The following is a 15,631-nucleotide window of genomic DNA, read 5'->3' on the forward strand; positions in this document are numbered from 1 at the left end:
AGATAGATTTATCAATTGGAGAATGAAGGATTTTATGATTAAACTTGTAGCAACCGATATGGATGGAACCTTTCTAGATGGAGAGGGTCGGTTTGATATGGAACGCCTTAAAAACGTACTTGTTTCCTACAAGGAAAAGGGAATTTATTTTGCAGTGGCTTCAGGTCGTGGTATCCTGTCCCTGAAAAAGTTGTTTGCAGATGTGCGTGATGAAGTGATTTTTATAGCTGAAAATGGGAGCTATGTTGAGTTTCATGGTGAGGATATGTATGAGGCTACTATGTCTCGGGATTTTTACTTGAGCACTTTTGAAGCTTTAAAGAAATCGCCCTATTTTGATGAAAGAAAAATGCTCTTGACTGGGAAAAAAGCTTGTTATGTATTGGATACAGTGGATGAGATCTATCTGATGTTTAGTCGTCACTACAATGAAAACATTCAAAAAGTAGCGAGTTTAGAAGATATCACGGATGAGATTTTTAAATTCACCACCAACTTCACAGAAGAAACGATAGAAGTTGGTGAGGCCTGGGTCAACGAAAATGTTCCTGGTGTGAAAGCCATGACAACTGGTTTTGAATCCATTGATATTGTCTTGGACTATGTTGATAAGGGTGTAGCTATTGTTGAGCTGGCAAAAAAACTGGGTCTGACCATGGATCAGGTTATGGCTTTTGGCGATAATCTCAATGACCTTCACATGATGCAGGTAGTGGGGCACCCCATCGCTCCTGAAAATGCGCGACCAGAAATTTTAGAATTAGCAGAAGCAGTGATTGGCCACCATAAGGACCAATCAGTGATGGCTTATATGGAGGGTTTGTAATGGCAGATATTAAATTGATTGCACTGGATTTGGACGGTACTTTGCTGACAACGGATAAAAAGCTGACAGATCGTACCAAGGCGGTCCTCAAAGCTGCGCGTGACCGTGACATCAAGGTCGTTCTGACAACGGGACGTCCTCTGAAGGCTATGGATTTCTTTCTCCATGAGCTAGGGACTGATGGTCAGGAGGATGAGTACACCATCACCTTTAATGGTGGTCTAGTACAGAAAAATACAGGGGAGATTCTCGATAAAACCGTCTTTTCAATCGACGATGTGGCACGCTTGTACGAGGAAACTGAAAAACTCGGATTACCGTTAGATGCTATTTCAGAAGGAACCGTCTATCAAATCCAGTCAGACCAAGAAAGTCTCTATGCTAAGTTCAACCCAGCCCTGACTTTCGTACCTGTCGCTTTTGAAGATCTATCTAGTCAGATGACGTATAATAAATGCGTGACTGCTTTTGCCCAAGAACCTTTGGATGCAGCGATTCAACAGATTTCTCCAGAATTGTTTGACCAATACGAAATCTTCAAATCGCGTGAACTCTTATTGGAATGGTCGCCGAAAAACGTCCACAAGGCAACAGGTTTAGCGAAATTAATTAAACACTTAGGAATCGATCAAAGTCAAGTCATGGCTTGTGGTGACGAGGCCAATGACCTTTCCATGATTGAGTGGGCAGGTCTAGGAGTTGCCATGCAAAATGCTGTTCCAGCGGTTAAGGAAGTTGCCAATGTGATTACCCCCATGACCAACGACGAGGAAGCCGTTGCCTGGGCTATCGAAGAATACGTGCTAAAGGAGAATTAGAATATGGGATTATTTGACCGTCTATTCGGGAAAAAAGAAGAGCCGAAAATCGAAGATATTGTTAAAGAAGCTCTGGAAAATCTTGATTTGTCAGAAGAGGTTGAAGAAAACCAAACGGCAGTCGAAGAAACTGCTCAGGAAGAGACAGCAAGAGACAAAGTGGAAAAAACACCTGCTCAAGAAGAACTTCCTCAAGTCTCAACAGAAGAAGTGATTGAACCAGAAGCAGTCGAGGAAACTGCTCAGGAAGAGCTTGGGCTAGAATCTGATGAATTGGAACAATTCCAAGAGTCGGAAAAATTTCTAGAAGAAGAGAACCAAGAAACTGAAGAAGAACTAGCGTCAGAAGTAGTAGAAGAAGAACTTCCTCAGGTTGAAGAAACCGTGCAGGAAAAATATGACCGCAGTCTCAAGAAAACCCGTACAGGATTCGGTGCTCGTTTGAATGCCTTCTTTGCCAACTTCCGTTCTGTCGATGAAGAATTCTTCGAAGAATTGGAAGAACTGCTCATCATGAGCGACGTCGGTGTGCAAGTCGCTTCAAACTTAACAGAAGAACTACGCTATGAAGCTAAACTCGAAAATGCTAAGAAGCCTGACGCGCTCCGTCGTGTCATTATCGAGAAATTGGTCGAGCTCTATGAGAAGGATGGCAACTACGATGAACAAATCCATTTCCAAGATGGTTTGACAGTCATGCTCTTTGTCGGAGTCAATGGTGTTGGGAAAACAACTTCTATCGGGAAATTGGCTCATCGCTACAAACAAGCTGGCAAGAAAGTCATGTTGGTTGCGGCAGATACCTTCCGTGCTGGCGCCGTTGCCCAGCTAGTAGAATGGGGCCGTCGTGTGGATGTTCCTGTTGTGACGGGACCTGAAAAGGCTGATCCAGCAAGTGTGGTATTTGATGGGATGGAACGTGCTGTAGCAGAAGGAATTGATATCCTTATGATTGATACAGCAGGCCGTCTGCAAAACAAGGACAACCTTATGGCCGAGTTGGAAAAGATTGGTCGAATTATCAAACGTGTCGTTCCTGAAGCACCTCATGAAACTTTCCTGGCACTCGATGCTTCAACTGGACAGAACGCCTTGGTACAAGCTAAGGAATTTTCGAAGATAACACCATTGACTGGTATTGTTTTGACAAAAATTGACGGAACTGCCCGTGGTGGTGTTGTTCTGGCAATTCGAGAAGAACTCAATATCCCTGTAAAATTGATTGGTTTCGGTGAAAAAATCGATGATATCGGGGAATTTAACTCAGAAAACTTTATGAAGGGTCTCTTAGAAGGATTGATTTAATACAAAATAAATATCCTGCAAGTCATCTTGCAGGATATTTTTGCTATTCTAAACGGCCCTCTTCACGATAGGCGATATCTGGTTGCCAGGTCCATTTAGCTCCATACTTTTCAAGTAAGTCAAAGCTAGCTTGTGGCCCCATGCTCCCAGATTTATAATCGTAGAGTGGAGCTCCGTTTTCAGCCCAGAGCTTTTCGATACGGTCAATCAATTTCCACGAAGCACTTACCTCATCCCAGTGGCTAAAGTTGGTAGAGTTGTTATTCAAGACATCGTAGATTAATTTCTCGTATGGGTCTGGTGAGGCTCCAGTAGCAGTAGCATCTGTACGGTAATCCAGAGAGCTTGGTGCCAGGTTGAATTCTTCACCGACTTGTTTCCCATTTAGGCTGAGTGAGAAGCCTTCTGTTGGTTGGATATAGATGGTCAAGATATTTGGTGCTAATGGTTCTCCAAAGATAGAGTCCATTTGCTTAAAGACGATATTGACATGAGTGCCTTTTTCTGTCAGGCGTTTACCAGTACGGAAGAAGAAAGGAACGCCACGGAAGCGATCGCTGTCTACAAAGAAGGCACCAGACGCAAAGGTTTCTGTTGTAGATTCAGGATCGACATTTGGCTCGCTTCGATAGGAAATGTATTTCATACCATCGATTTTACCAGAGCGATATTGACCACGGATAAACTGTTCTTTCAGTTCTTCCTCAGTTGGATGATAGAGGTTTTTAAAGACTTTTATCTTTTCAGCACGAATCTCATCCTTTGTAAAGCTAGCTGGTTTGTCCATGGCTAGAAGAGAGAGGAGTTGGAGTGTATGGTTTTGCACCATATCACGAAGGGCACCAGATTGATCATAGTAGCCACCACGTTCTTCTACACCCAAGCGCTCTGCAAAGGTAATCTGAACATTATCGATGTGTTCGCGATTCCAAACATTCTCAAAAATCATGTTGGCAAAACGAACAGCAAAGATACTCTGAATCATCTCTTTACCTAGGTAATGGTCGATACGGTAGATTTGCTCCTCATCAAAGGCCGCAAGGAGATCTTCATTGAGTTTGCTAGCTGTTTCGTAGTCTGTACCAAATGGTTTCTCAACGATCAAGCGCTCAAAACCTTTACCATCGACAATGTTTTCAGATTTGAGGTGCTTGGCAATGGTTCCAAAGAACTGAGGTGCCATGGACAAGAAGAAGAGTTTATTGTGTTCAGCTTGGTATTTTTCATTGAGCTCAGCTTGTAATTGACGCAAAGCAATGTAATGTTCCGTATCATTCACATCATGGCTTTGATAGTAGAAGTGGCTAGCAAATTCTTGAGCTTGCTCGGTACTATCTGCCAAATCAAGGATGGACTCGACAACTACAGATTCAAAATATTCCTTACTCCAAGGTCTACGAGCTGTTCCGATAACAGCAAAATGCTCAGAGAGATTGCCTGATTTATAGAGTCTGAAAAGGGAAGGGTAGAGTTTGCGTTTAGCTAAATCTCCACTCGCACCGAAAATTGTAACAATAACCTTTGATGACATCTAGCTACCTAATTTCTATATTTTTTCCTAGTTGGACTAGGGATGAGATTTCCTCATTATCATAGTTTTTATTTTATCATAATTTTCAAAAAAAACAAAAAATCCAATACGCAATTAAAAAACTGTAAGGAGAACCTTACAGTTTTGTTTTATACATTTAAGACCTTGTCCAAGAACTCTTTTAGACGAGGGTGTTGCGGGTTATCGAAGATTTGATCTGGAGTTCCATCTTCCAGGAATTCACCATCAGCCGTAAAGATAACACGGTTAGCCACCTGACGAGCAAATCCCATCTCATGGGTTACGATAATCATGGTCATGCCTTGTTCCGCCAATTCCTTCATAACATTCAGTACATCTCCAACCATTTCAGGGTCAAGAGCGGAAGTTGGCTCATCAAAGAGCATGATATCAGGGTTCATAGCAAGTCCACGTGCGATGGCTACACGCTGTTTCTGACCACCTGAAAGGCTATCTGGATTGGCATTCGCTTTGTCTGCAAGGCCAACCTTTTCAAGCAACTCCATCCCCAATTTTTCAGCTTCTTCTTTGGTCATCCGTTTGTGTTCAATAGGAGCAAAAGTGATATTTTCTAGGACGGACATGTGAGGGAAGAGGTTGAAATGTTGGAAGACCATTCCCACGTTTTCACGAACATGGTCGACATTGGTTGATTTTTCAGTCAAATCATAACCATTCACTGTGATGTGGCCACTCGTTACCTCTTCGAGAAGGTTAAGGCTACGGAGGAAAGTGGATTTACCAGAACCAGAAGGACCGATGATGCAGACAACATCTCCTTCATAGAATTTAGTTGTAATTCCTTTTAAAACTTCGTTTTTTCCATAATACTTATGCAAATCATTTACATCAATTTTTAGTTTTGCCATTATCGAATCCTCTTTTCTAAGCGTTTCGCTAGTCTAGTCAAAAGCGTGATAATTACAAGATAGAAGATAGCAAGGATTGCATACATCTTGAAACTTTGGTAGTTACGGGCAATGATGATCTTACCAGTTTGGAAGAGTTCAACCAAACCGATAGCAGAGACGATGGTTGTATCTTTAAGAGCGATAACGAATTGGTTGACAAAGTTTGGCAACATCAATTTAGTCGCTTGTGGCAAGATAATCTTACGCATGGTTTTTCCATAAGAAATACCAAGACTGCGGCTGGCCTCCATTTGCCCAACTGGAACAGCTTGAATCCCACCACGAACGATTTCAGCGATATAAGCTGCTGCATTGAGTGAGAGGGCGATAGTACCAGCTACAAAGTCATTGATTGGACTTTGTTGGCCTGTAATGGACTCGATGAAGTTTGGAATACCCCAGAAGATGAAGGCTGCAAGAATCATCAAGGGAATACCACGGATAACGTCAACGAAAATCTCAGAGATTAGACGAAGAGATTTGTATGGGCTAACGCTAAACATACCAAAGATAATACCGATGACAATGGCAATTGCAAATGAAATAAGCGCTAGAGCAAGAGTGATTCCAAGTCCGCTAAGAAGTTGTTTGTAGTTGTTTTGAAGCAAGCCCCAGATAGTAGTTTCGTCAACCGTACTTGTAGAGTCAGTTGAAGTTTCGCTAGCTAGATACTTGTCAAGAATCTTTTGGAATTCTCCGTTAGCTTTGAGGTTCGCAAGTCCATTATTGAACATCTGGATCAATTCAGGGTTTGTTCCTTTTTTAACCGCAAAGGCAGTTTCACCGATTGGTGTTCCAGCGATTGGCGTTTTCAATTTTTGACCTTGGCTGATAGAATATTTGAGAACTGGCTCATCATCCATCACGGCATCGATAGATCCAGTATTCAGACTGTCATACATTGATGCGCCATCTGCAAAGGTTTTAATCTTATAGCCGTATTTGCTTTGATTTTCAGTAAGGAATGTTTGGGAAGCAGTTCCGTTTTTAACACCGACAGTTTTATCCTTGAGGTCTTCATAAGAAGCGATCGTGCTTGATTCTTTCACACCGAGAATCGTATTTGCTGTGTAGTAGGATTCTGAGAAGTCGAAGGTTTCCTTACGGGCATCTGTTACAGACATACCAGCAATGATACCATCTGCTTGTCCTGCTTGAACAGCACTAATGGCTGCGTCAAATCCTGGGTTGGTAATTTCAATTTCAAAACCTTGGTCTTTGGCAATGGCCTTGATGAGGTCCATATCAATACCAGTGTATTGATTGCTTGAATTTTGAAAGACGAATGGGGCAAAAGATGAGTCGCTGGCAATAATGTACTTGCTTTTCACTGGAGTAGCTTTTTGTCCAGCAGCAGTAGTTGTTGTTGGGCTTGCCGTAGTTGTAGAAGCTGTCCATTTTTGGATGATTTGCTCCAAGCTACCATCCTTCTTCATTTGGGCTAGAGCTTCGTTAAACTCTGTAACCAAGTGTTCATACTTGCTCCCTTTCTTGACACCAAAAGCAAAGCTTCCAACAGCCTCACCATCCATATTGATGCTGAGATCTTGTCCTTGGTTAATCGCATACTCAATAACAGGTTTGTCATCCATGATGGCATTTACAGCACCAGCACTTAGACTGTTATTCATCAAATCACCTGTATCAAAGGTTTTAATAGAAAAACCGTATTTATCTTTGATACTTTCGAGGAAACGTTGAGCGGCAGTTCCGTTCTTAACTCCAACTGTTTTCCCGCTAAGTTCCTCATATTTGGTGATTTTATTCGCCTTTGTGGTAGCAATGACAACTTTTGTATCATAATAGGTATCAGACATGGTAAAGACATTTTCACGTTCTTTTGTTTTTGTCATACCTGCCATAATGGCATCCGCTTGACCTGACTGCACTGCATTTACAGCTGCGTCAAATCCAGGATAAGACATTTGGATGTTCCATCCTTTGATTTCTGCGACTTTATTGATAATATCAACATCAATTCCTTTATAGGTTTGATCTGAATCTTTAAACTCAAAAGGTGCGTAAGCTGTATCAGACACAATCTTAACAGTATCAGCTTTTGCCATACCTAGTGAGAAAATGGGAAATAAAATGAGCAAACATGCTAGTATTTTTTTCTTCATTTTTAGTCTCCTTTTTCGAATATTTTTCCATTATACCAGAAAAAAGGTGAAAAGGCAAATTTTTATATTTTTGTGTCAGAAAATATAACATCTATGTTTTCTTTTCCTTCTTGAATTGCTACTGTAAAATGATATAATAATAGTATGTAATAGAAGAAATGAGGGCAGGAACATGAAGAATAAAAGAATATTTAAAGACTTCCAATCTTCCCAAATGAGTTTAAATATTTACACAAGTCCTTTGTTAGCCTTTGTTTTTGTCTTTATAGGAGAGTTTGTTGCATATACTTTGTATGGTATTAGCTTGTTAGCTCTCATCGGACTTGCTAGAAATTTTGGAGAGGCTAGTCAAAATCTTGCAACTTACTTGCAGACCTTGCAGCAGAGCTTGACGGATAAAACAAGTGACTTTCGTTTAATTTTAGCATTGCTGTCCTTTGGTTTTATTCTCAACACTGTGTTCAGATGGACTAAAAAAGTTGAGAAAAGATCTATTAGAACCTTGGGATTTTATAGAGAAAATTTCCTTAGCAGTCTTCTGAAAGGATTTGGCCTAGGTTTGGCACTTTTTCTTCTGACCTTGTTAGGTTTGGTGGTCTTGGGGCAATATCGTTTGGAATCCATTCGCTTGAATCCTTATTCGCTTACTTTTGTCGTCTTTACTATCCCATTTTGGATTTTACAGGGGACAGCAGAAGAAGTGGTGTCCCGTGCTTGGCTTCTTCCACAATTGGCCTCAAGAACCAATCTAAAACTTGCTGTTGTCATATCTAGCATATTCTTTACCCTGCTTCATGTGGGAAATTCTGGTCTAACACCTCTATCTCTAGTGAATCTCTTCTTATTCGGAGTTGCCATGGCTCTTTACCTTCTCAAAGCTGATACAGTTTGGGGTGTTGCAGGTATTCATGGAGCTTGGAATTTTGCTCAGGGCAATCTTTTTGGCATTTTAGTTAGCGGTCAACCGTCAGGAACGTCTCTGATGACCTTTTTACCACAAGGCAATCAAGTTTGGCTATCAGGAGGCTCTTTTGGGATTGAAGGTTCTATCATGACAAGTTTAGTCTTGTTACTTCTGATTGTCTATCTCGCTTATCAATTAAAGAAAGAAAATGAAAGGATGTGACTTAGGTCCGTCCTTTTCTTCGTGAAAATGCTACAAGTATGCTAAAATAGGAATAGCACATCGAGAGAGGATTCTTATGATCAATCGGATTACAGATAATAAATTTAAACTAGTATCAAAATACCAACCTTCAGGAGATCAACCCCAAGCGATTGAGCAGTTGGTTGACAATATCGAGGGTGGAGAAAAGGCTCAGATTTTGATGGGGGCGACTGGTACAGGTAAGACTTATACCATGAGTCAAGTCATTTCCAAAGTTAATAAGCCAACTCTGGTCATTGCCCACAACAAAACTCTAGCTGGGCAGCTCTATGGGGAGTTCAAGGAATTTTTCCCTGAAAATGCTGTTGAGTACTTCGTATCCTACTATGACTATTACCAACCAGAGGCCTATGTACCTTCTAGCGATACCTACATTGAGAAGGACAGTTCCGTCAATGATGAGATTGACAAGCTTCGCCACTCAGCGACTTCAGCCCTTCTAGAGCGCAATGATGTCATCGTTGTGGCTTCTGTCTCTTGTATCTATGGTCTGGGTTCGCCAAAGGAATACGCTGATAGCGTCGTTAGTCTTCGTCCAGGTCTTGAGATTTCTCGTGATAAACTCTTGAATGACTTGGTTGATATCCAGTTTGAACGTAATGATATTGATTTCCAACGGGGAAGATTTCGCGTTCGTGGGGATGTGGTGGAGATTTTCCCAGCTTCTCGTGATGAACACGCTTTTCGAGTAGAGTTTTTCGGGGATGAGATTGACCGTATCCGTGAAGTAGAGGCTTTGACAGGTCAGGTATTGGGAGAAGTGGATCATTTGGCGATTTTCCCTGCCACTCACTTTGTGACCAATGATGACCACATGGAGGTTGCGATTGCCAAGATTCAGGCAGAGTTGGAGGAGCAGTTAGCTATCTTTGAGAAGGAAGGTAAACTGCTAGAAGCCCAGCGTTTGAAACAGCGGACAGAGTATGATATTGAGATGTTACGTGAGATGGGTTATACCAACGGTGTTGAAAACTACTCTCGTCACATGGATGGTCGTAGCGAAGGAGAGCCCCCTTATACGCTTCTCGACTTCTTCCCAGATGATTTCTTGATCATGATTGATGAAAGTCACATGACCATGGGGCAGATCAAGGGCATGTACAATGGAGACCGCTCTCGTAAGGAAATGCTGGTAAATTATGGTTTCCGTTTGCCATCAGCCTTGGACAATCGACCTCTTCGTCGTGAAGAGTTTGAAAGTCACGTTCATCAGATTGTTTACGTTTCAGCGACACCAGGTGATTATGAAAATGAACAGACCGAGACAGTGATTGAGCAAATCATTCGTCCAACAGGGCTTCTAGACCCAGAGGTGGAAGTCCGTCCGACTATGGGACAGATTGATGACCTATTGGGTGAAATCAATGCCCGTGTTGAAAAGAATGAACGAACCTTTATCACAACCTTGACCAAGAAGATGGCAGAAGACTTGACCGACTACTTCAAGGAAATGGGCATCAAGGTCAAGTATATGCACTCGGACATCAAGACCTTGGAGCGGACGGAGATTATCCGTGACCTGCGCTTGGGTGTATTTGATGTCTTAGTCGGAATCAACCTGCTCCGCGAAGGGATTGACGTTCCTGAGGTAAGCTTGGTTGCCATTCTCGATGCTGATAAGGAAGGTTTCCTTCGTAACGAACGTGGCCTCATCCAGACCATTGGTCGTGCTGCCCGTAATAGTGAAGGGCACGTGATTATGTATGCGGACACGATGACTCAGTCTATGCAACGCGCTATCGATGAAACAGCTCGCCGTCGGAAAATCCAGATGGCATATAATGAAGAACATGGTATCGTACCTCAGACAATCAAGAAAGAAATCCGTGACCTGATTGCCGTAACCAAGGCAGTTACCAAGGAAGAGGACAAGGAAATTGACATCAACAGCCTCAACAAGCAAGAGCGCAAAGAACTCGTCAAGAAACTGGAAAAACAAATGCAAGAAGCCGTCGAAGTGCTTGACTTTGAACTGGCAGCTCAGATCCGTGATATGATGCTGGAAGTCAAGGCGTTGGGTTAGATAGGAGAAAACGAATGACAAATACAGAAAATAATAAATTTCCACGCTGGGGTAAATATCCAAAAAATAATCCTAAATTTAATTATGTTAGGGCCAAACTCGATGATACAATTATTCCTAAGATTTCTGATGAAGATTTTAGAGCACTATCTGACTTTCCTTTGATTTATATTTATATATCCCCTATTCAAAGTGATGGAAGAAGGTATTATTATATAGGTCAGACTATTGATGCGAGTAGGAGAACTAAAGAGCATAGTGAAAAGTTAAAAAAAGAAAATTATGAACGTTTTAAAGAATTTATAAATGGTGAGTATATAGCTTTTTATGGAGAGAATATATCCCAAAATTTAAATTATATTGAAAAAATTTTGATTTTAACTTTTATAGAAGAATTTAATTTTTTAAATTTTGTAAACATGAATAAAGATGGTGATTACGTTGGTAAATTACTTGCAAACAAAGATATAGGTAATGAATCGGGAAAATATCAAGCATTAAGAGAAATTGTTGAAAAAGATGTGATCAATAATATTCTTAAATTTTTACAGGAAAATAAATTAATTGATGATAAACCAAATTTAAAGCGAGTAACTTCAAGTTTGTTTGCAGAAAGTCCATTCTTTGAACTTACAGAAAATCAAAATTCTATTTTAAAAATGATTTTAGAACAAAGTGATAAACGTGTTCATTTTATTAAAGGAGGAGCTGGAACAGGGAAAACTGTACTATTATTACATCTTATTGCTCGTTTAAAATTAGAAAAACCTAATTCTCAAATTGCTATATTTGTAAGGAATACACATAGAGATAGATTTAAAAAAATTTTAACTAGTTACGGATTGAAACCAAATAAAAACAATATAGATATTGTTACTTTTAATAAATTAAAAAATACTAACAAAAAGTTTGATTATATTTTTATTGATGAGGCTCAACGAACAACAAGATTAACTGAGAATTTAATCTATCCTACAGGTGCCAAACATGATACAGATATTTTAAAAAATATTAATGGAATTTCAAATAATATAGAAGATTTTTCGAAGGAAGAGTTTGATAAACTACCTTATCCAGCTGTTTTAGACTATATCAAAAAGAAATTCGATGATTCACAATTAATAATTTCTTATGATAATACTCAATGTTTAAGAAAAGGTGATAATAAATATGTTGAAGAAACTTTTAAAGATTTACAGAATGTTGTTAATAATACGCCTGAATTAGAACCTCAGCTCAGAATTTTAAAAGGTAGTGATAGTAAATTTGCAAATAAGTTTATAACATTTATAAAAGATCTGTTAGGAATAGAATCTCAAAAAGATTTGGATAATCGCTTTATTTCTAAATATAAAGACTTGGGAGAAAAAGGGTATTTCAAAATAGCAAGAAATATAGAGGAGTGGGTAGACTATTTATCAAATCAGCAATCTAAATTTCCTGAAAAGAAATCACTTCGTTTGGCTGGGTACTGTAAACCAGCAAAAAAAGCAAATGATTATGAATTCATAAAAATACATACTAAAGAATATTCATTGAAATGGAGTAGGGATGGAGATAAGTTTAGAAATTATGCGAATAAATCAACAGAAGTTGGAAATGTTTATGATATTCATGGGTTTGATATAGATTTTGCATCTATTTATATTGGTAAAGATATCTATTTAGATGAGAAAGAAAAATGTATTAAAGTGGATAAAGATAATTCTTTCGATACTGCTACTAAAAAAGGTGTTGATCAAATTGATGAATTTGTAAAAAATGCTTATTATATTTTATTGACGAGAGCTGTGTACGGTCAAATGGTTTATATAGAGGATGATAAACTAAGGGAGTTTTTGCTAAAAATATTTCCGACTGATAAAAATTAATAGTTTGTGAAAGAATATATTGATTCTTAATAAATTCAAATAACCGTCGAAGTGCTTGATTTTGAACTTGCCGCCCAGATTCGGGATATGATGTTGGAAGTCAAGGCGTTGGGATAGGGAAGGATAAAAATAAATGGATCTTACTATCAAACAGATGGAAACTCCTGAAGAGATAGAAGGAAAATCCCTCGTTCACTGGCAAACGTGGAGAGAGGCTTATGATGACCTTTTACCTGCAGAATTTCAGGAGACGATGACATTAGAAAGATGTCGATTCTTTAGTCAAAAATATCCAGAAAATACATTGATTGCGATGGACGGCATGAAGGTAGTTGGTTTTATCAGTTATGGAAACTTTCGTAATGAGACTATTCAAGCTGGTGAAATTATCGCCTTATATGTTTTAAAAGACTATTATGGAAAAGGTATTGCTCAGAAGTTAATGACGGAAGCTCTGACTACTCTTGAACATTTCTCTGAAATATTCTTATGGGTATTAAAAGAAAATAAGCGAGCCATTGCTTTTTATCAAAAAATGGGTTTTACTGTTGATGGCCAAGAAAAAATACTTGAACTTGGAAAGCCTATCATTGAAATTAGAATGGTATTTAAGAGTTCAACAAAATCAGAGAGTTAAATGCAAGGACAGTTGTGATTTGTTTTCAGATTGCACAATGAACAAATGATTACGTTTTAGAATATATTTTTAAATAGAGAGAAGTTATTGTGAAAGTAAAAGAGACGAAGTATAAGAAGTCATCGGGGCTAGATTCTCATAAATTAGTAGGATTCTGTCTTATATTTAGTTTGGTATTAGTGATAGGATTTGGTGTTAATCAAATTTTTAATATCTTACCAATTCCATTGCCCTACAAGGAAATCAATTATAGTTTTCCCTTGTATCTGAATCTTTTTTGTCTAGTTTATAGGGTATTTGACTATTTTTTTCTAGACTCGTCTAGAAAAAAGATGACCCTAAAAAGATTTACTGAATTATTTATCTATCTTAATAGTATCGGTTTAATTGTACATCTTTTTATAGGGATTGGTGGGAAAAACAGTAAGGGTATTCTGCCTTCCCTCTTATCCTTAGATCACCGCTACATCTGGTTTCCAATTTCAACTTATCTGTTCTTTTTCTCCCTTGCTGGCTTAACCGTTCTATTGCAGAACCATATCGAAAGAATAAGGAATAAACCATTTTGAAACATCTAACTTTTTTAGAATAGTCTATCTGATTTTACTAGTATTTGTCTTTATCGATTTTTACCTTTGTTCCAAAGTTTCCTGTTCCAATAACACTTGATTTTGAAGTTCAGGAACAAGAAATCGTCATTCAAAAAGGATATTTGCTTCATGATGTATACTATTATCATGAACTGATTAATCCCTTCATCATGAAATCTGACATCAAGTCTGAAAAAATTATATAACAAATTAGAAAGCGAGCGAATTTATGTCCCGTTCCCAATTAACGATTTTAACAAACATTTGTCTGATTGAAGACCTCGAAACTCAGCGCGTGGTTATGCAGTACCGCGCTCCTGAAAACAATCGCTGGTCTGGTTATGCCTTTCCTGGAGGTCATGTAGAAAATGGCGAGGCTTTCGCAGAGTCTGTCATTCGTGAAATCTATGAAGAAACAGGATTGACTATCCAAAATCCTCAACTTGTCGGCATTAAAAATTGGCCATTAGATACAGGTGAGCGCTATATTGTCATTTGTTATAAGGCGACTGAGTTCTCTGGTACCCTTCGCTCTTCAGATGAAGGAGAAGTTTCTTGGGTGAAAAAAGACCAGATTCCAAGCTTGGATCTGGCCTATGATATGTTGCCTTTGATGGAAATGATGGAAGCACCTGACAAGTCTGAATTTTTCTATCGCCACCGTACAGAGGACGGCTGGGAGAAAGAAATTTTCTAGTCTTTTACCAAATAACCCAACTGATCCAAGGCCTCCTCGATATAGTGGAGGTCTTGTTGTGTCTCAGCTTCAACAAGGTGGTAATGGATGCCGTCTGTCAATTCAGAAAGGGGTCTAAAGTCTGAATTCTCGACTTGTTCCAGAAAGTGCTGGACATCTCGGCGACAGGTGAGTTTGAGATGGGTTTCAATTTCGCCATAAACGGGATGATCGATTAAGATATTTTGAACGCGTCCGCCATTATCTACAATGGCTAGAAGTTCCTGCCCGATTTCTTCCAGTTCATGTTTCACTTTAAAAAGTTTGTGGACGTAGGGGGTGGCATCATTTTCTTTGTAGATATAACCACGATTGGTGGATAGGATAGGAGCCCCATCTGCTCGGAGAATAGCGATGTCCTGTACAATGACCTGGCGCGTAACATGGAAGTGTTCAGCCAAGGTTTGACCATTGAGAGCTTTTGGCGCCTCTTTTAACAGTTTGAGAAGAGCTTGTTTGCGATCCTTTGTCATAGTTTTTCCTTTTAGCGACGTTTTCGAAGCACTTTATAGACAGCTAGTGCTAATGTATAGTCTACCATACTATGGACGATTGTGCCAAAACCAACTAGGACAAAGAGAACATAAAACATATTTTCAACATTTGTCCCTGAAGTAGCATAAAAGATGATACAAGCTAGTACTTCAGCGATAGCATGAACAACACCCAAAACAAAGTTAAAAATCCAAGATGCCTTTGGTTTATCCAAGGTTTCAGGGAATTTTTTTAAGTACAAAGCCCCCAAAGTACCAAAAACAATGTGAGAGAAGGCACGTAGGACAATAACCATAGGGTAGCCTGCCATCAGGAAACCGAGACTAGAAGCAATAATCACAAAAGCAGCCATCAAAGGCGAAAGAAACATGGCGATAAAGATGGGGATATGACTTCCCAAGGTGTAAGAAGCCGGTGGGATAACGATTTTAAAAGGCATAATGATTGGAATCAAAATCGCTATTGCAGTGAGTAGGGCAGTCATAGTCATAAACCGCGTTTTTTTCCGTATATCCATAAGAACCTCCATTTATCTGTATATACACAAGTATAGTACAATAAATCACCAATCAAGTC

Annotated in this window: 13 protein-coding genes and 1 pseudogene; 9 read left to right on the forward strand and 5 right to left on the reverse strand. The window is 39.3% G+C overall.

What is annotated here, in order from left to right; genetic code table 11:
* The first annotated feature begins 34 nt into the window (after nt 1-34).
* Genes HMPREF1125_RS08725 through ftsY form a run of 3 tightly spaced genes read left to right on the forward strand, consistent with a single transcriptional unit; the run spans nt 35 to nt 2,949 of the window.
* A complete protein-coding gene (locus tag HMPREF1125_RS08725; protein WP_002883258.1) occupies nt 35-826 on the forward strand; it encodes a Cof-type HAD-IIB family hydrolase in 792 nt (263 codons plus the stop codon).
* Nucleotides 826-1,644 (forward strand): Cof-type HAD-IIB family hydrolase, encoded by an 819-nt coding sequence (locus tag HMPREF1125_RS08730; RefSeq protein ID WP_000763413.1) that lies wholly within the window; start codon nt 826-828, stop codon nt 1,642-1,644. The genes HMPREF1125_RS08725 and HMPREF1125_RS08730 overlap by 1 nt, the downstream gene beginning before the upstream one ends.
* A 3-nt stretch (nt 1,645-1,647) precedes the next feature.
* Nucleotides 1,648-2,949 (forward strand): signal recognition particle-docking protein FtsY, encoded by a 1,302-nt coding sequence (gene ftsY / locus HMPREF1125_RS08735; protein WP_000522280.1) that lies wholly within the window; start codon nt 1,648-1,650, stop codon nt 2,947-2,949.
* 43 nt (nt 2,950-2,992) lie between these two features.
* On the opposite strand, the gene zwf is transcribed toward ftsY, so the two are convergent.
* The 3 genes from zwf to HMPREF1125_RS08750 all read right to left on the reverse strand — a co-directional run bounded on the left by zwf (nt 2,993) and on the right by HMPREF1125_RS08750 (nt 7,535).
* Nucleotides 2,993-4,480 carry a glucose-6-phosphate dehydrogenase gene (zwf, locus tag HMPREF1125_RS08740; RefSeq protein ID WP_000096114.1) on the reverse strand — a complete coding sequence of 496 codons (1,488 nt, stop codon included), beginning with the start codon at nt 4,478-4,480 and terminating at the stop codon, nt 2,993-2,995.
* Between the two features lie 149 nt (nt 4,481-4,629).
* A complete protein-coding gene (locus tag HMPREF1125_RS08745; RefSeq protein WP_001096337.1) occupies nt 4,630-5,370 on the reverse strand; it encodes an amino acid ABC transporter ATP-binding protein in 741 nt (246 codons plus the stop codon).
* Nucleotides 5,370-7,535: an ABC transporter substrate-binding protein/permease gene (locus HMPREF1125_RS08750; protein ID WP_000726964.1), complete on the reverse strand. Its 2,166-nt coding sequence runs from the start codon at nt 7,533-7,535 to the stop codon at nt 5,370-5,372. Before HMPREF1125_RS08750 ends, HMPREF1125_RS08745 begins: the two co-directional genes overlap by 1 nt.
* Nucleotides 7,536-7,707: 172 nt before the next feature.
* Between HMPREF1125_RS08750 and HMPREF1125_RS08755 the strand changes: the two genes are divergently transcribed.
* The 6 genes and pseudogenes from HMPREF1125_RS08755 to HMPREF1125_RS08775 all read left to right on the forward strand — a co-directional run bounded on the left by HMPREF1125_RS08755 (nt 7,708) and on the right by HMPREF1125_RS08775 (nt 14,521).
* Nucleotides 7,708-8,661, forward strand: coding sequence for a CPBP family intramembrane glutamic endopeptidase (locus HMPREF1125_RS08755; RefSeq protein WP_000792133.1), 954 nt, complete (start codon nt 7,708-7,710; stop codon nt 8,659-8,661).
* Between the two features lie 76 nt (nt 8,662-8,737).
* Nucleotides 8,738-10,726 carry an excinuclease ABC subunit UvrB gene (uvrB, locus tag HMPREF1125_RS08760; protein WP_000610407.1) on the forward strand — a complete coding sequence of 663 codons (1,989 nt, stop codon included), beginning with the start codon at nt 8,738-8,740 and terminating at the stop codon, nt 10,724-10,726.
* A 14-nt stretch (nt 10,727-10,740) separates the two neighbouring features.
* On the forward strand, nt 10,741-12,597 hold the full coding sequence (locus tag HMPREF1125_RS08765; protein WP_000185537.1) for a DNA/RNA helicase domain-containing protein: 1,857 nt from the start codon (nt 10,741-10,743) through the stop codon (nt 12,595-12,597).
* A 33-nt stretch (nt 12,598-12,630) separates the two neighbouring features.
* A pseudogene (locus HMPREF1125_RS12620) lies at nt 12,631-12,714 on the forward strand (UvrB/UvrC motif-containing protein); the annotation flags it as partial.
* Between the two features lie 16 nt (nt 12,715-12,730).
* A complete protein-coding gene (locus HMPREF1125_RS08770; RefSeq protein WP_000366286.1) occupies nt 12,731-13,234 on the forward strand; it encodes a GNAT family N-acetyltransferase in 504 nt (167 codons plus the stop codon).
* An 819-nt stretch (nt 13,235-14,053) separates the two neighbouring features.
* A complete protein-coding gene (locus tag HMPREF1125_RS08775; protein WP_000091535.1) occupies nt 14,054-14,521 on the forward strand; it encodes an 8-oxo-dGTP diphosphatase in 468 nt (155 codons plus the stop codon).
* On the opposite strand, the gene HMPREF1125_RS08780 is transcribed toward HMPREF1125_RS08775, so the two are convergent.
* Nucleotides 14,518-15,033 (reverse strand): transcription repressor NadR, encoded by a 516-nt coding sequence (locus tag HMPREF1125_RS08780; RefSeq protein WP_000159161.1) that lies wholly within the window; start codon nt 15,031-15,033, stop codon nt 14,518-14,520. The two genes, HMPREF1125_RS08775 and HMPREF1125_RS08780, sit on opposite strands and share 4 nt — an antisense overlap.
* An 11-nt stretch (nt 15,034-15,044) precedes the next feature.
* Nucleotides 15,045-15,572: an ECF transporter S component gene (locus tag HMPREF1125_RS08785; protein ID WP_000354646.1), complete on the reverse strand. Its 528-nt coding sequence runs from the start codon at nt 15,570-15,572 to the stop codon at nt 15,045-15,047.
* Nucleotides 15,573-15,631 lie beyond the last annotated feature (59 nt).

It is taken from the genome of Streptococcus oralis SK304 (assembly GCF_000287715.1).
GTDB lineage: Bacteria > Bacillota > Bacilli > Lactobacillales > Streptococcaceae > Streptococcus > Streptococcus oralis_Y.